The organism is Mycolicibacterium setense (genome assembly GCF_000805385.1).
Lineage (GTDB): Bacteria > Actinomycetota > Actinomycetes > Mycobacteriales > Mycobacteriaceae > Mycobacterium > Mycobacterium setense.
In genome coordinates, this window is sequence record NZ_JTJW01000010.1 from 495,995 (window position 1) to 515,671 (window position 19,677).

The 19,677-nt window shown below is 65.3% G+C and carries 19 protein-coding genes; 10 read left to right on the top strand and 9 right to left on the bottom strand.

The window, feature by feature from the left end:
- Positions 1–4: 4 nt before the first annotated feature.
- The 7 genes from QQ25_RS27515 to QQ25_RS27545 all read right to left on the bottom strand — a co-directional run bounded on the left by QQ25_RS27515 (position 5) and on the right by QQ25_RS27545 (position 7,279).
- Entirely contained in the window at positions 5–1,105 is a 1,101-nt protein-coding gene (locus QQ25_RS27515) for a hypothetical protein (RefSeq protein WP_039325511.1), read from the bottom strand.
- A 75-nt stretch (positions 1,106–1,180) separates the two neighbouring features.
- Complete coding sequence (locus QQ25_RS27520; RefSeq protein ID WP_039325513.1) at positions 1,181–2,341, bottom strand: 17-hydroxy-3-oxo-4-pregnene-20-carboxyl-CoA lyase; 1,161 nt, start codon at positions 2,339–2,341, stop codon at positions 1,181–1,183.
- Positions 2,338–2,748, bottom strand: coding sequence for a MaoC family dehydratase (locus QQ25_RS27525; RefSeq protein WP_196808337.1), 411 nt, complete (start codon positions 2,746–2,748; stop codon positions 2,338–2,340). Before QQ25_RS27525 ends, QQ25_RS27520 begins: the two co-directional genes overlap by 4 nt.
- Positions 2,745–3,722, bottom strand: coding sequence for a bifunctional MaoC family dehydratase N-terminal/OB-fold nucleic acid binding domain-containing protein (locus QQ25_RS27530; protein WP_039382730.1), 978 nt, complete (start codon positions 3,720–3,722; stop codon positions 2,745–2,747). Before QQ25_RS27530 ends, QQ25_RS27525 begins: the two co-directional genes overlap by 4 nt.
- A gap of 85 nt (positions 3,723–3,807) precedes the next feature.
- A complete protein-coding gene (fadE29, locus tag QQ25_RS27535; RefSeq protein WP_029110859.1) occupies positions 3,808–4,971 on the bottom strand; it encodes an acyl-CoA dehydrogenase FadE29 in 1,164 nt (387 codons plus the stop codon).
- On the bottom strand, positions 4,971–5,975 hold the full coding sequence (locus QQ25_RS27540; protein ID WP_039382233.1) for an acyl-CoA dehydrogenase family protein: 1,005 nt from the start codon (positions 5,973–5,975) through the stop codon (positions 4,971–4,973). Before QQ25_RS27540 ends, fadE29 begins: the two co-directional genes overlap by 1 nt.
- A 53-nt stretch (positions 5,976–6,028) precedes the next feature.
- A complete protein-coding gene (locus tag QQ25_RS27545) occupies positions 6,029–7,279 on the bottom strand; it encodes a cytochrome P450 (protein ID WP_039325517.1) in 1,251 nt (416 codons plus the stop codon).
- A 167-nt stretch (positions 7,280–7,446) separates the two neighbouring features.
- Between QQ25_RS27545 and QQ25_RS27550 the strand changes: the two genes are divergently transcribed.
- The 6 genes from QQ25_RS27550 (at position 7,447) to QQ25_RS29900 (ending at position 14,290) form a co-directional block, all read left to right on the top strand.
- Positions 7,447–8,598, top strand: a complete 1,152-nt coding sequence (locus QQ25_RS27550) for a steroid 3-ketoacyl-CoA thiolase (RefSeq protein WP_039325518.1) — start codon at positions 7,447–7,449, stop codon at positions 8,596–8,598.
- Positions 8,598–8,996, top strand: a complete 399-nt coding sequence (locus QQ25_RS27555; RefSeq protein WP_039325520.1) for a DUF8021 domain-containing protein — start codon at positions 8,598–8,600, stop codon at positions 8,994–8,996. Before QQ25_RS27550 ends, QQ25_RS27555 begins: the two co-directional genes overlap by 1 nt.
- A gap of 10 nt (positions 8,997–9,006) precedes the next feature.
- Positions 9,007–9,486, top strand: coding sequence for a nitroreductase family deazaflavin-dependent oxidoreductase (locus QQ25_RS27560; protein ID WP_039325522.1), 480 nt, complete (start codon positions 9,007–9,009; stop codon positions 9,484–9,486).
- Positions 9,487–9,684: 198 nt separating this feature from the next.
- Positions 9,685–11,097, top strand: a complete 1,413-nt coding sequence (locus QQ25_RS29895; RefSeq protein ID WP_052236112.1) for a histidine phosphatase family protein — start codon at positions 9,685–9,687, stop codon at positions 11,095–11,097.
- Positions 11,098–11,334: 237 nt separating this feature from the next.
- Positions 11,335–12,762 carry a histidine phosphatase family protein gene (locus QQ25_RS27570; RefSeq protein WP_039382235.1) on the top strand — a complete coding sequence of 476 codons (1,428 nt, stop codon included), beginning with the start codon at positions 11,335–11,337 and terminating at the stop codon, positions 12,760–12,762.
- Positions 12,701–14,290 carry a histidine phosphatase family protein gene (locus QQ25_RS29900; protein WP_234711990.1) on the top strand — a complete coding sequence of 530 codons (1,590 nt, stop codon included), beginning with the start codon at positions 12,701–12,703 and terminating at the stop codon, positions 14,288–14,290. Before QQ25_RS27570 ends, QQ25_RS29900 begins: the two co-directional genes overlap by 62 nt.
- Positions 14,291–14,386: 96 nt before the next feature.
- Here QQ25_RS29900 and QQ25_RS27580 read toward each other — a convergent pair whose 3' ends face one another.
- Both QQ25_RS27580 and QQ25_RS27585 read right to left on the bottom strand, forming a co-directional pair.
- Positions 14,387–15,292 carry an SDR family oxidoreductase gene (locus tag QQ25_RS27580; RefSeq protein WP_039325525.1) on the bottom strand — a complete coding sequence of 302 codons (906 nt, stop codon included), beginning with the start codon at positions 15,290–15,292 and terminating at the stop codon, positions 14,387–14,389.
- A 21-nt stretch (positions 15,293–15,313) separates the two neighbouring features.
- Entirely contained in the window at positions 15,314–16,096 is a 783-nt protein-coding gene (locus tag QQ25_RS27585; protein ID WP_039325527.1) for an SDR family oxidoreductase, read from the bottom strand.
- A 59-nt stretch (positions 16,097–16,155) separates the two neighbouring features.
- Here QQ25_RS27585 and echA20 point away from each other — a divergent pair, with 59 nt between their 5' ends.
- Genes echA20 through ipdC form a run of 4 tightly spaced genes read left to right on the top strand, consistent with a single transcriptional unit; the run spans position 16,156 to position 19,673 of the window.
- Positions 16,156–16,911, top strand: coding sequence for a (7aS)-7a-methyl-1,5-dioxo-2,3,5,6,7,7a-hexahydro-1H-indene-carboxyl-CoA hydrolase (echA20, locus tag QQ25_RS27590; protein ID WP_039382237.1), 756 nt, complete (start codon positions 16,156–16,158; stop codon positions 16,909–16,911).
- A gap of 34 nt (positions 16,912–16,945) precedes the next feature.
- On the top strand, positions 16,946–17,845 hold the full coding sequence (gene ipdA / locus QQ25_RS27595) for a cholesterol ring-cleaving hydrolase subunit IpdA (RefSeq protein WP_039382239.1): 900 nt from the start codon (positions 16,946–16,948) through the stop codon (positions 17,843–17,845).
- Positions 17,842–18,603 carry a cholesterol ring-cleaving hydrolase subunit IpdB gene (ipdB, locus tag QQ25_RS27600; RefSeq protein WP_039325534.1) on the top strand — a complete coding sequence of 254 codons (762 nt, stop codon included), beginning with the start codon at positions 17,842–17,844 and terminating at the stop codon, positions 18,601–18,603. Before ipdA ends, ipdB begins: the two co-directional genes overlap by 4 nt.
- Positions 18,603–19,673, top strand: a complete 1,071-nt coding sequence (gene ipdC, locus QQ25_RS27605; RefSeq protein WP_039382240.1) for a (3aS,4S,5R,7aS)-5-hydroxy-7a-methyl-1-oxo-octahydro-1H-indene-4-carboxyl-CoA dehydrogenase — start codon at positions 18,603–18,605, stop codon at positions 19,671–19,673. The genes ipdB and ipdC overlap by 1 nt, the downstream gene beginning before the upstream one ends.
- Positions 19,674–19,677 lie beyond the last annotated feature (4 nt).

Genomic DNA, 19,677 nt, shown 5'->3' on the forward strand with positions numbered 1-19,677 from the left:
CAGCTCACCAATCGTCATAGTCGTCATCGCCATCCCCCAACTCATGTTCCAGCGGGGCTGGAACTGCCAGACCTGACGTGGTCCCTCCGCCTTCGCCACCGCGTTGGCCCATCATGCCCATCGGGCCGCCGCCGCCCATGCCCGCTGCGTTGGCCGCGGCGACCGGTGCGAGACCGGCCAGCACGGCGCCGCTGGCGCCCGGGTCAACGGAGACCGGCGCGGTGTTGCCGCCGACAAGTTTCGACAGCAGGGGTGTCTGCGGGCTGCCGCCGCCCGGCCCGCCCGGCAGTCCTGCGGACTTGACCATGCCCGCACCGTTGCTCGGGCCGGCACCGCCGGCCAGCGGATGATTCGAGAACGACGAGAACGGGCTCGGACCGGCACCCGAACCCTTCCCACCCGAACCCAGCATCGACGTCAACTGCTGCAAGGGCTGAGACAACTGCTGCAGCGGTTGGGAAAGCTGCTGGGGAATCTGACCGAGCATCTGCGGGATCTGCCCCAGCATCTGCGGGAGCTGGCTGATCAGCTGCATCATCTGCTCGCCGCCCTTTGAGGCGGCCTCCGTCGCCTGCGCGGTCGGGGGCGTGCCGACCTGCGGGAGGTTGGCTATGGTGCCCAGGCTGCCGGCCATCTCACTGCTCGCGGCCGAAACCGTCGCGATGTTCTGCGACAGCCCCATCTTGATGCGGCTCTCGATCAGCTGTTGGACATTGGGCATGACCGCCGCCGCTGCCTGGAGCGCCATGACCTCCTGCTGGACCTCTTCGGCGGCCGCGTTGACCGCGGTCTTGGTCTGCACCACGGCCGCCGCCATGGTGGTCAGCGCGGTGGCGATGGCTTGAGCCTGAGCGGCGTTCGCCTCATGGCCGGCGATCATCGTGGTGGCCTCGCCTGAGGCGGCGAGCGAACTGGCGCCCTTCCACCCCTCGCCGAGCTTCGCTAGCTGGCTGGTCTGCTGCGGAACGACGCTGCCGCTGATCTTGGTCGCGAGCTTCGTATACGACGCCGCGGCCGCAGTCAGCTGGTCCTCATCGACATTCGGCCAAGCTGGTCCTTGCAACGTCTGCGACCCGTACGGGCTGCTGTCGCGCGGCATCCCCATGCCACGGCCCCCTTCTACGCGTGATGCACATGCGGAGCAAACATTACCGTGCCGATCGGGGGTGGCGATGCACCTTTATCCGAGGATCAATCCCGACGTCGGCACCCCGGTGCCCGCGGTGACCAGCACATGCTCGACATTGTCGACCTGGTTGACCGACGTGCCCCGCAACTGACGCACACCCTCGGCAATGCCGTTCATCCCGTGGATGTAGGCCTCGCCCAACTGGCCACCATGGGTGTTGATCGGCAGCCGTCCGCCGACCTCGATGGCGCCACCGGCGATGAAGTCCTTGGCCTCGCCCTTTCCGCAGAAACCGAGCTCCTCGAGCTGGATCAGCGTGTACGGGGTGAAGTGGTCGTAGAGGATCGCCGTCTGGATGTCGGCGGGCGACAGACCGCTCTGGTCCCAGAGTTGACGGCCGACCAGGCCCATCTCGGGCAGCCCGAGCTCCTCGCGGTAGTACGAGTACATGGTGAACTGATCGGTGCCCGCACCCTGGGCGGCGGCCTCGATGATCGCCGGCCGGTGCTTGAGGTCCTTGGCGCGCTCAGGCGTGGTGACGACGATGGCCACGCCGCCGTCGGTCTCCTGGCAGCAGTCCAGCAGCCTCAGCGGTTCGGCGATCCACCGCGAGTTCTGGTGATCCTCGATGGTGATCGGCTTGCCGTAGAAATGCGCCTTCGGGTTGTTGGCCGCGTGCTTGCGGTCGGCCACCGACACAGCACCGAAATCCGCACTCGTGGCGCCATATTCGTGCATGTAGCGCTGGGCGATCATCGCCACCGACGCGGCCGGGGTGCTCAGCCCGTGCGGGTAGGACCAGCTGTACTCGACGCCGCGGGAGTCGGCGTTGACGGTCAGACCGGTCATCACCTGGCCGAAACGGAACTCCGAGCGCTCGTTGAATGCCCGGTATGCCACAACGACTTCCGCGACACCGGTCGCGACGGCGAGAGCGGCCTGCTGGACGGTCGCGGCCGCGGCACCGCCGCCATAGCCGATCTGGCTGAAGAACTTCAGATCACCGATCCCGGTGGACCGGGCCACCGCAGTCTCCAGATTGGAGTCCATCGTGAAGGTCACCAGGCCGTCGACGTCGGAAGGCTTGAGGCCGGCGTCATCCAACGCGTCGAGCACCGCCTCGGCTGCCAGCCGCAGCTCACTGCGGCCGGAGTTCTTGGAGAAGTCGGTGGCGCCGATACCGGCGATGGCGGCTTTACCAGACAGGCTCATTGTGCGCCTCCCAGAACGAGGGTGGACGTGGCGATGACGTGATTGCCAAGGCTGTTGCTGCCCACCACTTTCAGGGTCACCAGGTCGCCTTCGATCTCGGTCACCTCACCGGTGAAGGTGATCGTGTCGTAGGCGTACCACGGCACGCCGAGTCGCAGCTTGATCGACTTGACGATGGCGTTGGGTCCAGCCCAGTCGGTCACGTACCGGCCGACCAGACCGGTGTCGGTGAGGATGTTGACGAAGATGTCCTTGGAACCCTTGGCCTGCGCCTTGTCCCGGTCGTGGTGCACATCCTGGTAGTCGCGCGTCGCGATGGCGGTGGAGACGATGAACGTCGGGTCGCCGTAGATCTTGAGTTCGGGGAGTGGAGTGCCCACTTGAACGTCGGAGATAGTCAGGCTCATGCTTGGGGCTCCCATGCGTACAACGTCCAGGCCGGGCTGATCTCACTGTCCGGGAAGTCGATATAGGTTGCGGTGACCGGCATTCCGATCTTCACCTGATCGGCAGCGATACCGCGCAGTTCACCCAGCATCCGGACGCCCTCTTCGAGTTCGACCAGCGCGATGACGAACGGCAGGCTGCGTCCGGGCACCTTCGGCGCATGGTGCACGACGTAGCTGAACACCGTGCCCTTGCCGGAGGCTACGACGTAGTCAGACTCCGTCACCGGGTCCTTGTAGTCCTTCCACACGGCGGGCACCGGCGGGTGCTGCAGGGTGCCGTCGGGGCGACGCTGGATCCTCAACTCGTGGGCGTTGACACCGTCCCAGAAAAACTTGGTGTCCCGTGACGAGGACGGCCGCATCAGTTTGTCCGGATCGAGATCCTCAGGGATGACTGCCGTTTCGGCCGCGCCCTCGTCGGTCTGCTTTCCGGCCGGCAGGAACTTCATGATCCGCCAGTCCATGTCGGCAACCTCCTCGTCACCGACATGCCAGCGGATCTTCTGATTGATGAAGTAGCCCTCGCCCAATGCGGTCTGCTTCGGGCCGACGATGCCGACGATCTCGGCGCTCATCGCCACCTGCTCGCCGGGTTGGAGGTAACGGTGATAGGTCTGGTCGCAGTTGGTGGCGACGACGCCGACATACCCGGCGTCGTCGAACAACTTCATCGCACGACCCAAAGGATCATCGTCGGAGCGGGTGCGGCCCAGGCCCATCATGGTCCAGACCTGGATCATCGCCGGCGGCGCCACGATGCCGGGATGCCCGGCGGCCCGGGCGGCGGCCTCGTCGACATAGATCGGGTTCTTGTCTCCGATCGCGTCGACCCAGTGGTGAATCATGGGCTGATTCACCGGATCCCGAGCCACAGTCGGCTTGCTCGTGCCGGACGCGATGATCTGTTCGATGCCTGCCTGCAGATCGCTCACCTGCACCCTCCTCGTCGAAAGTGAAGTTGTTCGCGAGATTCGGTCAATTCTTCGCCATCGAGCTCACACTCGGCGACACCGACCGTCATCGCGGAACCCGCGGCACCTTCAGACCGGACGCCGCGATCATCTCGCGCATGACTTCGTTGACACCACCACCGAAGGTGATCACCAGGTTGCGTTTGGCCATCTTGTCCAGCCAGATCAGCAGCTCGCCGGTCTCGGGATCGGCCGGGTTGCCGTACTTGCCGACGATCTCCTCGGCCAGCCGCCCGACTTCCTGGATGCGTTCGGTGGAGAACACCTTGGTGGCGGCGGCATCGGCCACGGCGATGGTCTCGCCGGACGCGGCGACCTGCCAGTTGAGCAGCTCGTTGATCCGCCAGATCGACTTGATCTGGCCGAGAAGGCGTTTCACGTCGTCGTGCTCGATCGGGGTGACACCGTCCGAGCCGGGCTTGGATGCCCAGGCGTGCACTTGGTCGTAGATGCCTGCGATGCGGCCGGCCGGACCGAGGCCGACGCGCTCGTGGTTGAGCTGGGTGGTGATGAGCTTCCAGCCGCCGTTCTCCTCACCGACGAGCATGTCGGCGGGGACGTGCACGTCGTTGTAGTACGACGCGTTGGTGTGGTGTGCGCCGTCGGACAGGATGATCGGCGTCCAGGAATAGCCGGGATCCTTGGTGTCGACGATAAGGATCGAGATGCCCTTGTGCTTGGCCGCGGTCGGGTCGGTACGGCAGGCCAGCCAGATGTAGTCGGCGTCGTGTGCGCCCGTGGTCCACATCTTCTGCCCGTTCACGATGTACTCGTCACCGTGCCGTACTGCGGTGGTCCGCAAAGACGCCAGGTCGGTGCCGGCGTCGGGCTCGGAGTAGCCGATCGCGAAATGCACTTCACCGGCGAGAATTCCGGGCAGGAACTTCTTCTTCTGTTCCTCGGTGCCGAGCGCCTGCAGCGTCGGGCCCACCGTCTGCAGCGTGACCATCGGCAGCGGGATGTCGGCGCGGTTGGCCTCGTTGATGAAGATCTGCTGCTCGACCGGGCCGAAGCCCAGGCCGCCGTACTCCTTGGGCCAGCCGACGCCGAGCTTGCCGTCGCTGCCCATCCGCTTGATCACCGTGCGGTAGGCCTCGTTGTGCCGGTCGGACTCCATCGCCGCGGCCTCTTCGGGCGTGATGAGAGTCGAGAAGTATTCCCGCAGTTCGGTTTGCAGTGCCCGCTGCTCGGGCGTCAGGTCGATGAACATCAGGCTCCCACCAAATCGAGGCGATGCGACGGACCGCCCAACAGCCGGGTCAGATCCTTGATCGAGGAGTAGTAGCGGTCCATCGGGTAGGTGATGTCCATACCCATACCGCCGTGCAGGTGATGGCACAGCCGCATGGCCGGCGCGGCCTGCGAGGTGAGCCAATAGCCCAGGATGCTCAGATCCTCGTCGGCGTCCAGCCCCTCGGACAGCCGCCACAGCGCCGAAGTGGACAGCAAAGAGATTGTCCGCGAAGCGATGTAGATCTCGGACAACTGTGCGGCCACGGTCTGGAACGTCGAGAGCGGTCGGCCGAACTGCTCACGCGTCGCCACGTAGTCGGCGGTCAGCCGCAGCGCCCCGGCCACCAGTCCGGCCGCGAACGCCCCTGTGACCGCCAGTGCCAGCTGGTTGACCCGGTGTGCACTCGCGCCGTCGAGGACATCGGCGGCGTCGACGGCGACATCGGCGAACGTGACGGCGTATTCGTCGGAACCGTTGGAGGTCGGGGTCTTGGTGACCGTCACACCGTCGGCCGCGGGCGATACCACCACCACGGCGTTGTCGGCGGTGACCACCAGCCACTTCGCCGTCTCGGCATAGGGCACACCGATCTTCGTGCCGTTGAGCTTGCCTTCCGCGAAGTTGGTCGCGGGACGTTCGGGCAGTGACTGCCCGGGCTCGTTGAGCGCCGCCGAGAGCACCGCACCGCCTGCGACACCGGACAGATACCGGTCCTGCTGCGCCTCGGTGGCCAGGTCGAGCAGCGATACCAGACCGAGGCCCACGGTGGCCAGCGCGGGGCCGGTGGTGCCGTGCCGACCGATCTCGGTCAGCGCGGTCGACAGTTCGGGCAGACCCAACCCGTCACCGCCGAGTCGGTCCGGCACTCCCAGCGCCGCGACACCACCGGAAACCAGTGCATCCCAGGTGTTGTCGCGTTCCAGAACAGAGGTCACCACGTCGGCGACAGCCTGCTGTTCTGGGTTCGGTGTGAAATCCACCCGAATCCTCCTTGATTCGTCAGGCGATCAGTGCGCTCGTTGGGCTCAGGCGATCAGTGGTTGACCGGGCACTTGCCGGTGTAATCGACCGGCCAATGCTTGATGCCGTTGAGCCATCCGGACTTCAGCCGCTCGGGATCGCCGATCGGCTTGAGGTCGGGCATGTGATCGGCGACCGCGTTGAAGATCAGGTTGATGGTCAGGCGGGCCAGGTTGGCGCCGATGCAGTAGTGTGCCCCGGTGCCACCGAAGCCGACGTGCGGGTTCGGGTCGCGCAGGATGTTGAAGGTGAACGGATCTTCGAACACCGCGTCGTCGAAGTTGGCCGAACGGTAGGACATCACCACACGCTCGCCGGCCTTGATCTTGACACCGGAGATCTCGGTGTCCTCGCTGGCGGTGCGCTGGAAGGCCGAAACCGGTGTGGCCCAACGGATGATCTCGTCGACAGCGGTCTTCGGCCGCTCCCGCTTGAACAGCTCCCACTGATCGGGGTTCTGCGAGAACGCGATCATGCCGTGCGTGATGGAGTTACGGCTGGTCTCATTGCCCGCGACGGCCAACATGATGACGAAGAAACCGAACTCGTCGTCGCTGAGCTTCTCGCCGTCGATGTCGGCCTGGATCAGCTTGGTGACGATGTCATCGGTCGGGTTCTTGCCCCGCTCCTCGGCCATCTTCATGGCATAGGTGATGACCTCGAAGGAGGACATGGCCGGGTCGACGTCGGCGTACTCGGGATCGTCGCCCGCGGTCATCTCGTTGGACCAGCGGAACAGCTTGTCGCGGTCGTCCTGGGGCACACCGAGCAGTTCGGCGATCGCCTGCAGCGGCAGCTCGCAAGACACCTGCTCGACGAAGTCACCGGTGTTCGAGGCGGCCGCATTCTTGGCGATCTGCTGAGCCCGGGAGTTCAGCTCGTCCTCGAGCCGCGAGAGCGCTCGCGGGGTGAAGCCACGGGAGATGATCTTGCGCAGCCGGGTGTGGTGCGGGGCGTCCATGTTCAGCAGGACGGCGCGCTGCAGGTCGACGGCTTCGCGGGTCATCTCCTGGGGCCAGACCGGAATTGCGCCGTTCATCGCGCTGGAGAACACCTCGCTGCGCAGCGAGACGTCCTTGACGTCCTCGTGCCGGGTGACCAACCAGTAGCCCTTGTCACCGAAGCCTCCGGTCCCGCCGGGAACGTCGACCCAGTGAACCGGCTCGGCCTTGCGCAACTCGGCGAGTTCCTCGACCGGCAGGCCCTTGAGGTTGAGCTCGGAATCGAGGAAGTCGAATTCCTTGGGGATGTTGGGGCAGCCCATGTGTCTAACTCCTAGTGTCTGTAGCAAGCCGTGCGCGTAGCCAGCAATGCTTGAAACAACGTGGTCTAGTACCAATTGAGACCATTGAAACACGGCTTGACCGCAGATCAAAGGTAGTGGTGCATCGCCGCTTGTCAGAGTAATGAAACGTGTTCTAGCCTGACTTCATGGGTAACCCTGTCATCGTCGAAGCCACCCGCAGCCCCATCGGCAAGCGCAACGGCTGGTTGTCCGGCCTGCACGCCACCGAGCTGCTCGGAGCCGTCCAGAAGGCCCTGATCGAGAAGGCCGGAATCGACCCCGGCAGCGTCGAGCAGGTCATCGGCGGTTGCGTGACCCAGTACGGCGAGCAGGCCAACAACGTCACCCGGCAGTCCTGGCTGATCGCCGGTTTGCCCGAGCACGTCGGCGCCACCAGCATCGACTGCCAGTGCGGCAGCGCCCAGCAGGCCAACCACCTGGTCGCCGGCCTGATTGCGACCGGGGCGATCGACATCGGTATCGCCTGCGGCATCGAGGCGATGAGCCGGGTCGGGCTGGGCGCCAACGGCGGCGGCGCCCGTGCCGCATCCTGGGACATCGACCTGCCGAACCAGTTCGAGGCCGCCGAGCGCATCGCCAAGCGCCGTGGCATCACCCGTGCGGACGTGGATGCTCTGGGCCTGGCCTCGCAGAACCGGGCCAAGCAGGCCTGGGCCGAGGGCCGGTTCGACCGGGAGATCTCCCCGATCGAGGCACCGGTCATCGACGAGAACAAGCAGCCGACATCCGAATGGAACACCGTCAGCCGCGACCAGGGTCTGCGTGACACCACCGCCGAAGGCCTGGCCGCCTTGAAGCCGGTCATGGACGGCGGCATCCACACCGCCGGCACGTCGTCGCAGATTTCGGACGGTGCGGCCGCGGTGCTGTGGATGGATGAGTCCGTGGCAAAAGCGCTAGGCCTCACTCCCCGTGCCCGGATCATCAGCCAGGCCAACGTGGGTGCCGAGACCTACTACCACCTCGACGGCCCGGTGCAGTCCACCGCGAAGGTCCTCGAGAAGGCCGGCATGAAGATCGGCGATATCGACCTCGTCGAGATCAACGAGGCGTTCGCGTCGGTGGTGCTGTCCTGGGCTCAGGTGCACGGCGCCGATATGGACAAGGTCAACGTCAACGGCGGTGCCATCGCGCTGGGCCACCCCGTCGGATCGACGGGCGCGCGCCTGATCACCACCGCTCTGCACGAGCTGGAGCGCACCGACAAGAGCACCGCGCTGATCACCATGTGCGCCGGCGGGGCGCTGTCCACCGGCACGATCATCGAAAGAATCTAGTGACCTCTTCCGAGCCTTCCGCTGGGCCTGTTTCAGATGCGGACCGCATCGCAGCCGCACAGGCCTACATCGACGCACTGGTGAGCCATCAGGCCGACGCGGTCCCGTTCACGCCGGACTGTATCCGCATCGAGATGGGGCTGAAGACCGGCCGCTCCGGAGATCACCTGCGCCGCAGCCTGAACAACGGTCCGCAGTTCAAGTTGATCGAGAAGACGACGCCGCCGGAGTTCACCGTCGACGGCGATCACGTCCGTGCTCGCTTCGACGTGCTGACCAAGCCGCGCCTGTTCGGGCGCCGCGTGTGCTCGCACGTCGACGAGACGTTCCTGATCCCGGCATCCGACGGAAAGATCCACCACATCCGCGCTTCCCTCACCCCCTTCATCAGCCGCTAAGGTCCAGCGCATGGCCAAAACCCCTCGCCCGCTCAGCCCCAAACAGGTCGAACGGCTCAACGCGAAATCGACCGGCACCGCCATCAAGTGGATGTCGCGCGCCCAAACGTGGATCTTCAAGAAGACGGGCGGGCGCGTCGGAGACAAGTTCCTGCGCGGCGCCGAAGTGGGCATCCTGACCACGATCGGGCGCAAGTCGGGCGAGGAGCGGGACAGCCCGCTGCTCTATCTCCAGGAAGGCAAGCGCATCGTGCTGGTCGCCTCGCAGGGCGGCCGGGCCACCAACCCGATGTGGTACCTCAACCTGGTGGCCAATCCCCGGGTGAAGTTCCAGACCAAACACGAGACGCTGGAGCTCACCGCGCGCGATGCCACCGACGCCGAGCGCGAGGAGTACTGGCCCAAGTTGGACGCCATGTACGCAGACTTCGCGAACTACCGGTCCTACACCGACCGCAAGATCCCGATCGTGATCTGCGACCCGGCCTGACCGACGTTCGCCTGAAGCGCCCCCGACCTTGAGGTCGGGGGCGCTTCACGTTGCGAGGTGTCCGGGAGCTGGCCAATTACGCAACTCTCGGTAGCAGAATTGACGGGTGAACAGAATTTTGATTATGTTCTGTGAGCCCGCCCACAGTGAACGGCGAGTGAGCGGCAGCCCACATTTCCGTGAACCGATGGAGACCCTATGCAACGACCCACCCGCCGCCGGGCTGCCGGTGCCGCCGCGAGCACCCTGACGGCGTGTTCTCTGTTCGCGGCCGCGACCCTGCCCGCCGCGGCGATGACCGTGACCTTCATCCGGCACGCCGAATCGCAGGCCAACGCCTCCGGCTACATCGACACCAGCATTCCCGGGCCGCACCTAACCAATGACCAGGTCAACCAGAACGACGGCGAGACCGGCGAGCAGCAGGCGCAGGCCTGGGCGGATAACCAGTCCGCCGACGCGTTCGACGCGCTCTACGCCTCGACCATGATCCGCACCCAGGAGACCGCGGCACCGTTCGCGCTCAAGAGCGGGTTGCCGGTCACCGTCCTGGGCGCATACGACCCGGATCATCCGCAGCGGAACTCCGGCGTGCAGGAAATCAATGCCGGCATCTTCGAGGGCCTGCCCGAGGGTGAAGGGATCGGCCGCATCGGTTACATCCTGGCCCCGCTCACCTGGACCTTGGGCTTGCAGTTCGTGCCGATCCCCGGCGGCGAGACCGGCCTGGAGTTCAACGAACGCGTGACCAACGCGCTGACCCAGGTCGAGGATGACACCGAAGACACCAATGGCGACGGCGAGATCGACGCCGCGGTGTTCTCGCACGGCGCCACCATCATGATGTGGACCATGATGAACGTCGACAACCCGAACCTGTTGTTGATCGTTCAGCATCCGCTGAACAACACCGACACGGTGGTGGTGGAAAAGAATGCCGACGGTAGCTGGACCCTCAAGGAATGGGCCGGTGAAGAGGTCGGTCCCGCGAACTACCCGACCCAGATGTTCGTCAACGTGCGCGATCTGATCGTGGCGCCGCAGAAAGCGGCCTACGACATGCGGCTCCCGGTCCTTTCGCTCGACGCCGAGGGCATTGTCACCACCGGCGCGCAGGGTGTGCAGAACGTCGCCAACGCCGGCGTGAAGTTCGTCAAGGACTCGATCACCGACACTGTCAACGCGATCACCGGAATCCCCGGCTCGCTGGGACAGTCGACGACTCAGGTCTCCAAGCTCAGCACCGAGACGACCGCCGCTGGCGACACCGCGTCTCTCGACGATCCCGCCGAAGGCGCCACCACCGTGGTCGCGAACGTCAGCGAGACCACGCCGACGGTCGAGAAGGTGCCCGAGCCGGTTCAGCCCAAGATCACCGCCGCCCGCACCGCCAACGGCGCGACACAGCTGACCGATGGCAACAAGGCGGAGCCGGGTAAAGCTGCCTCCGCGGTGCGTGCTCGGGCCAACCAGGCCGCCGACGATGTGCGTAGCGGGATCGAGTCCTCGGTCAAGCAGGCCCGTGACACCGTCAAGAAGCTGACCGGCGCCGCGAAGGCAGACAAGTCCGATGACAACAAGGACAAGCCGAAGGTCAAAGACGCGGCGTGAAATAGGCAGTAGCGCAACGTAATACCGACCGGGCCGGTCCCCCTCCTCACGTGAGGAGGGGGACTGAGCCATGTCCGAACCCGCTGTTCCGGACGGGGAAGTTTCTTCAAATACCGTTCCGCACAATGGGATACCTGCTCGACAGACCACCAAACGGCCAGACAATGCAGTAGGCCGGCCAACGCAGTGTCACCGGCAGGTCACGTGAAATCCGTACAGCCACAATGGAGGAGACACATGAACCGCCACAAAGGTGACGCGCCGCCGTCACGATATCGCAGCATTATCGGGGGTGTCGCCTTGGCATTCCTCGCGTTCTTCCTGGCGATGCCCGTCGCCCATGCCGCCGAGGTGATGCGTGTGACGTTCGTCCGTCACGCCGAGTCGGAGGCCAACGCGAACCACATCATCGACACGACCGTTCCCGGTCCCGGCATCACCGCGACCGGACGCCAGCAGGCAGAAGACGTGGTCGACAGGCTCGGTGACAACAACTACGACGCGATCTACGCCTCGACCATGCTCCGCACGCAGCAGACCGCGACCCCGATGTCGCAGTACCTCGGCCTGCCGATCCAGGTGGTCGACGGCATTTCCGAGATCCCGGCAGGCGCGTTGGAGGGCAAGTCGCAGGATCAGTACGGGACGGCCTACATCCTCGCGCCGCTCAAGTGGGCGGGTCTCTTGCCCGGCGCGCCGGCCGACCTCACCGCAACCCAGCCGGGCACCGACTTCGACGGCAACGATTTCAATGCCGGCGTGAACGGTGCCCTGCAGGGGATGTACGACAAGGGCGATCGGAACGCCATCGTGTTCTCGCACGGCGCCACGATCATGTTCTGGACGATCATGAACGCGAAGAACCTCAGCATGGCCCAGAAGGGCATGCTGCTGAGCCAGTACACGTTGGGCAATACCGACTACGTCGTTGTCGAAGGCAACCCCGAAGACGGCTGGACCCTGGTGGACTGGAATGGCCAGAAGTTCACGCCCGAGCCATCATTCGAGCATGAGGTGGGCCTGCAGTTCCGCACCCTGAGCCGGCAGCTGCAGCAGGCTACGGACGGTATCGTGCAGTCCTTCGCCTCAGGCAATCCCGCGACCATCGCCACCGCGATCAACCGTGGCGTCGCCGCCGCGGGCTTCTCGGTGCTCAAGTTCAATCGCGCGGTCAACGCCGAGATCATCAAGCGGACGACGGCTGCGATCCCGACCAGCACCGAAGATCTGCAGGAGAAGGTGTCCACCGGCGTGGAGAACATGAAGGCCGCGGTGGAAACCAACGTCGTCACGCGCAACCTCGCCGCGGCACCGGACGCGGTGGGCGACACCGGCACGGCGTCAGGCAAGTCAGCCGACGAGCCGTCAACCGGCGCAGCTGTGAAGTCGAAGGTTCGGGAGACCCTGGACAGCATCGCCACTCCGCGTGGTGCGAGCGATCTGTCCGACGGCAACAAGGCGGTACCGGGTGTGAAGAAGGCGCTCAGCACTACCGGCGAGCAGGTTCGGACCGCCGTCAAGGATGCCCAGAGCCAGGTGTCGTCGTCGATCAAGCAGCTCGGCGACGCCGTCAAGAAGGCCACCGGCCAGACCGCCGGCGCCAGTGACGGGGCCGGCAGCGACGGCGCCGACAGCGACGCAGGCGGCGCCAAAGACGCTGCCTGAGCGACCTACATTTCCCTACATTTCCCACGGAGCCCCAGACCTTTCGGTCTGGGGCTCCCTTTTCTTTGGACGGGTAATCGGAATGGACCCGTCGGATATCCCCGTGGCAATAACAAGTCTCGAACAACGGGACATCCGCACATTTCCGAAAAAATCAGTCATACGTTCATTTCGCTCCACTTATACACAACGATTGGAGGAACGCAGCGAAATGAGTTGTTTCAGACGCTCGGGTATCCGGGCGACGATCGCGGGAATGGGAATGATGTTCCTGGCATTTCTTTTGGCCATTCCGGTCGCCCACGCAGCGGAAGTCATGCGGATCACGTTCATTCGCCACGGCGAGTCCACCGCGAACGCGGCGAACGTTGCCGACTCCTCGGTGCCGGGTCCCGTCCTCACCGAGAAGGGCCGACAGCAGGCCCGCGACATCGTTAAAGTGCTGGGCGACAACAACTACGATGCGATATACGCCTCGACGATGGTCCGGACCCAGCTGACCGCCGCGCCGATGGCCGAGTACCTCGGCCTCCCGATCCAGGTTGTTCCCGGCCTCCAGGAAATCGAGGCGGGGATCTACGAGGGAACCCCGGAATCCGATGCCGTGAAGGGTTACCTGCAGGCTCCGTTGAAATGGCTGCAGGGCGATCTCGATGCCCGCATTCCCGGTTCGATCAACGGCCGGGAATTCGATGCGCGTATGGATGGTGCGATTCAGACGATGTATGACAACGGGGACCGGAATGTGGCGGCATTCTCGCATGGCGGCGCCATCATGTTCTGGGTTTTCCTGAATGCCGAAAATGCGGACCCGATGTGGCTGATGACCAATCCCCTGCGAAATACCGGTTACGTGGTGGTGGAGGGCAATCCTGAGGACGGCTGGCGCGTCGTCAATTGGAACGGCACCGAGATCGGGCCCGAAACCCCGTTCCGCGTCGAGGCCCTGCGTCAGGTGCGGACACTGTCGAGGCAGCTCAATGCCGCGGCCACGCAGGTGACGGATGCGTTCGCCACGCGCGATCCGGCGGCCATCGCCACCGCGATCAATCGCAGCATCGCCGACGCCAGATTCTCGGTGACCAAGTTCAACCGCGCCATCGGCGCCGAGATCATCGACCGGGTGAACAAGGCAATCCCCAAGAGCGAGAGCGAATTACGCGAGAAGGTCTCGACGGGTATCGAGGACACCAAGACCGCCGTGAACAACATCGTCAAGACCGCGGCCGATGATGTCCAGACCGCGGGTGACACGACCACCGAAGAGGCGGACTCGACCGCCGAGTCGGCCGTCACCGAAGCGCGTACCGTCGCCAAGTCACGCACTGGTACAACCGATCTCAGCGATGGCAACAAGACCGTTCCCGGCCGCAAGAAGGCTGTGACCGACTCGGGCGACAAGGTACACGCAGTCGTGGAGAAGACCCGCGATCAGATCTCGTCCTCGGTGCGCGACATCAAGGATGCGGTCAAGAAGGCCACCGGCCAGACCGGCACAAAAGACAAGGCGGAGAAGGACGCCGCTTGACGCACGAGCAGACACGAAACCCCCCAATTCCACTGGGAATTGGGGGGTTTCGCTGGGGGTACCACCCGCTTGCGGGGGACTGTTCGGCGGAGAAACTTATGCGCCGTATACGGGCACCGCGGGGCGGGCCTTGGCCAGCAGGTCGTTGACGACCGGGCCCAGCTCGGCGGGATCCCACTTGGCGCCCTTGTCGATCTGCGGTCCGTGCGCCCAACCCTCGGCGATGCGGATCTTGCCGCCTTCGATCTCGAACATCTTGCCGGTGACGTCCTTTGACTCGACGCTGCCCAGCCACACCACCAGAGGCGAGATGTTTTCCGCGGCCATGGCGTCGAAAGCCTGGTCCTGGGTGGCCATCATGTCCGCGAAGACGGTCTCGGTCATCCGGGTCCGCGCCGACGGGGCGATGCCATTGACGGTGACGCCGTAGCGGCCCATCTCGGCCGCGGCCACCAGGGTCAGCGCGGCGATGCCTGCCTTGGAAGCACTGTAGGTGGCCTGGCCGACGCTGCCCTGCAGACCGGCGCCGGAGCTCGTGTTGATGATGCGAGCGTCAACGGTTTCACCGGCCTTGGACTTGGCCCGCCAGTACGCGGCGGCGTGCTTCATCGTGGCGAAGTGCCCCTTGAGATGCACTGCGGTGACGGCGTCGAACTCTTCTTCGGTGGCGTTGGCGAACATCCGATCGCGCACGATGCCGGCGTTGTTCACCAGGACGTCCAGGGTGCCGAACGCGTCGACCGCGGTCTGGATCAGGCCCTCGGCCTGCGCCCAGTCAGCGACGTTGGCGCCGCTGGTGACGGCCTCACCTCCGGCCGCGACGATCTCGTCGACCACGTTCTGCGCCGCGCTGCCGCCGCCGGCCGGCGAGCCGTCCAGGCCCACTCCGATGTCGTTGACCACGACGCGGGCACCCTCCGCCGCGAACGCGAGCGCGTGCTCACGCCCGATACCGCCACCGGCGCCCGTCACGATGACCACCCGGCCGTCGAGCAATCCCATTGTCATGTCTCCTTTTTCGAATTACTTGATGTCGGCGGTCGTGGTGGACAGGTAGTGCGGCGGCTCGCCGCCACCGTGCACCGCCAACGACGCGCCGCTGATGTACGAGGCCGCATCCGAGGCCAGAAATGCCGTGGCCCAGCCGATATCGGCCGGCTTGGCGAGCCGGCCCAGCGGCACATTGCGCGAGATGGCCGCGATGGATTCGGCGTCGCCATAAAACAGTTCGGACTGTTCGGTTTCGACCATGCCTACGACCACCGAGTTCACCCGGACCTTCGGCGCCCACTCCACGGCCAGGGTTGAGGTGAGGTTGTCGATGCCGGCCTTCGCCGCACCGTAGGCAGCCGTCCCCGGCGTTGGCCGGTGGCCGCTGACGCTGGAGATGTTGACGATGGAACCGCCGGAGCCCTGGTTCTGCATCACCGCGTTGGCATGGGTGGACACCGACAGCGCGCCGATCAGGTTGAGCTCGATGATCTTGGTGCTGAACTTCGCCGACGCATCAGCGGCCAGCACGTACGGCGAGCCGCCGGCGTTGTTGACGACCACATCGAGGCGGCCGTGCTTCTCGACGACCGCGTCGATGAGGGCCTTCACCGAGTCGTCATCGCGGATGTCGCAAGAGTGGAACTCGTACGGCAATCCCTCGACCGGACGGCGAGCGCAGGTCACCACGGTGGCGCCCTGACCGGCAAAAACCGCGCTGATCCCAGCGCCAACCCCTCGCACTCCGCCGGTCACCAGGACCACCTTGCCGGTCAAACCCAAACTGATGGCACCGGCTTCTGGCGTATCTGTCACTGTGCTAGCGTACCAAGCAAGTGCTTGCTTAGGTAGCGACCCCTTCAGGAAGTGGATTGATGACGATCACCACCAAGACAGTCGAACCGGGCATCGTCTCGGTCACCGTCAACTACCCGCCCGTCAACGCCATCCCGTCGGCCGGCTGGTTCGAACTCGGCGATGCGATCACGGCCGCGGGCCGCGACCGCAGCACCCACGTCGTGATCCTGCGGGCCGAGGGCCGTGGCTTCAACGCCGGCGTGGACATCAAGGAAATGCAGAACACCGAAGGCTTCACCGCGTTGATCGACGCGAACCGTGGCTGCTACCACGCATTCAAGGCCGTCTACGAGTGCGAGGTCCCCGTCGTCGCGGCCGTCAACGGCTTCTGTGTCGGCGGCGGAATCGGACTGGTCGGCAACGCCGACGTGATCGTCGCGTCCGATGACGCCAAATTCGGCCTGCCCGAAGTGGAGCGCGGCGCGCTCGGTGCCGCCACTCACCTCTCCCGCCTGGTCCCCCAGCACCTGATGCGCCGGCTGTTCTTCACCGCGGCCACCGTTCCCGCCGAGACGCTGCACCACTTCGGATCGGTGCACGAAGTGGTCCCGCGCGCTGAGCTCGACGAGGCCGCGCTGCGCGTCGCCCGCGACATCGCCAGCAAGGACACCCGGGTGATCCGGGCGGCAAAGGAGGCACTGAACTTCATCGACGTGCAGCCCGTCAACGCGCGGTACCGCATGGAGCAGGGCTTCACCTTCGAACTCAACCTGTCCGGCGTGTCCGACGAGCATCGTGACGCGTTCGCCGGGACCGAGAAGGGATCCAAATGATTCGGCGGGCACGAGCGAAGCGAGAAGGGGAGAAATGACAGACAAGAGGACAACTCTCGACGAGGCGGTGGCCTCCATCGAGAGCGGTATGACCATCGGCATCGGCGGCTGGGGCTCGCGGCGCAAGCCCATGGCCTTCGTGCGCGCCCTGCTGCGCACCGATGTCAAAGACCTGACCGTGGTCACCTACGGCGGTCCCGATCTGGGCCTGCTGTGCTCGGCGGGAAAGGTCAAGCGCGTCTACTACGGCTTCGTCTCACTGGACTCGCCGCCGTTCTACGACCCGTGGTTCGCCAAGGCCCGCACCAGCGGTGCGATCGAGGCCCGCGAGATGGACGAGGGCATGCTGCGCTGCGGCCTGCAGGCCGCCGCCCAACGGCTGCCGTTCCTGCCGATCCGCGCCGGGCTCGGAAGCGACGTCCGCACGTTCTGGGGCGACGAGCTCAAGACCGTGAAGTCGCCCTACCCGACCGACGGTGCCCACGAGGAGCTCATCGCGATGCCCGCGCTGAACCTCGATGCGGCGTTCGTCCACATGAATCTCGGTGACGCCCAGGGCAATGCGGCCTACACCGGTATCGACCCGTACTTCGACGACCTGTTCCTGATGTCGGCACAACGCCGATTCCTGTCGGTCGAGCGCGTGGTCTCCACCGAGGAACTGGTCAAGGCCGTTCCGACGCAGGCCCTTCTGATCAACCGGATGATGGTCGATTCTGTGGTCGAGGCGCCCAACGGCGCCCACTTCACCACCAACGAGCCGGATTACCGGCGCGACGAGAAGTTCCAGCGCCATTACGCGGAGGCCGCAGGCTCCGACGAGACCTGGGCCGAGTTCGTCAAGACGTACCTGTCCGGTAGCGAGGCTGATTACCAGGCCGCCGTTCGGAAGTTCGAGGAAGCTCAGTCGGCCCAGAAGGAAGATGCCAAGTGATTGCCGTAACCCGCGCTGAGGTGTGCGCCGTCGCCTGTGCCGAACTGTTCCGTGACGCCGGCGAGATCATGGCCAGCCCGATGACCACCGTCGTCCAGATCGGCGCCCGGCTGGCCCGGCTGACCTTCTCCCCCGACATCGTGCTGACCGACGGTGAGGCCCGGATCCTGGCCGACACCCCGGCGATCGGCGCTCCGTTCACCGTCGAGGGCTGGATGCCGTTCAACCGCGTCTTCGAGACCCTGGCCTGGGGCAAGCGTCATGTGGTGATGGGCGCCAACCAGATCGACCGCTATGGCAACCAGAACCTGTCGGCCTTCGGTCCGATCCAGCACCCGACCCGCCAGATGTTCGGCGTCCGCGGCGCCCCCGGCAACAGCATCAACCACGCCACGAGCTACTTCGTGGGTAACCATTCCAAGCGTGTGTTCACCGAATCGGTGGACATCGTCTCCGGAATCGGCTGGGACAAGATCGATCCCGAGAACCCGGCCTACCGATTCGCCAACATCTACCGCGTGGTGTCCAACCTGGGTGTGTTCGACTTCAACGGCCCCGACCACCAGATGCGCGCGGTGTCGCTGCACCCCGGCGTCGAGGCTCAACAGGTTGCCGACAACACCTCCTTCGAGGTCCACGGTTTGGACTCCGCCGAGGTCACCCGTTTGCCCTCCGACGAGGAGCTCAAGTTGCTCCGCGAAACCATCGATCCGAAGTCGTTGCGCGACAAGGAAGTGAAAGTAGTCGAGGCGAAATAGTGGGCAAGCTCAAGACTCCGCTGACCGAGCTGGTCGGTATCGAGCATCCCGTCGTGCAGACGGGAATGGGCTGGGTGGCCGGTGCACGACTGGTCGCCGCAACCTCCAATGCCGGCGGGCTCGGCATCCTGGCGTCAGCGACGATGACGCTCGAGGAACTGCAGACCGCCGTCACCAAGGTCAAGGCCGCCACCGACAAGCCCTTCGGCATCAACATGCGTGCCGATGCGGGCGATGCCGGTGCCCGCGTCGACCTCCTGATCCGCGAAGGAGTCAAAGTCGCCTCCTTCGCTCTAGCTCCCAAGCCCGAGTTGATCGCCAAGCTCAAAGACGCCGGGGTCGTGGTGATCCCGTCGGTCGGCGCGGCCAAGCACGCCAAGAAGGTGGCCGGCTGGGGTGCGGACGCGGTGATCGTGCAGGGCGGTGAGGGCGGTGGCCATACCGGTCCGGTCGCCACCACGCTGCTGCTGCCGTCGGTGCTCGACGCGGTCAAGGACACCGGCATGCCTGTGATCGCCGCAGGCGGTTTCTTCGACGGGCGCGGCCTGGCCGCCGCACTGTCCTACGGTGCGGCCGGAGTCGCCATGGGGACCCGGTTCCTGCTGACCTCGGATTCCACCGTGCCCGACGCGGTCAAGGAGCGGTATCTGCAGGCGGCGCTGGACGGCACCGTGGTGTCCACCCGCGTCGACGGCATGCCGCACCGGGTGCTGCGCACCGGCCTGGTGGAGAAGCTGGAAAGCGGCTCGCGGGCACGCGGTTTCGCGGCCGCGATCGGCAACGCCCAGAAGTTCAAGAAGCTCTCGGGCATGACCTGGTTGTCTATGGCGAAGGACGGCCTGGCCATGCGGCACGGCAAAGAGCTGACCTGGTCGCAGGTCGTGATGGCCGCCAACACCCCGATGTTGCTCAAAGCCGGTCTGGTGGAGGGCAATACCGACGCCGGCGTGCTGGCCTCGGGGCAGGTGGCCGGAATCATCAACGACCTGCCGTCCTGCGCTGAGCTGGTCGAGAAGATCGTGGACGAGGCCATCGAGCACCTGCAGTCCGCGTCGGGCTACATCCAGTAACCTC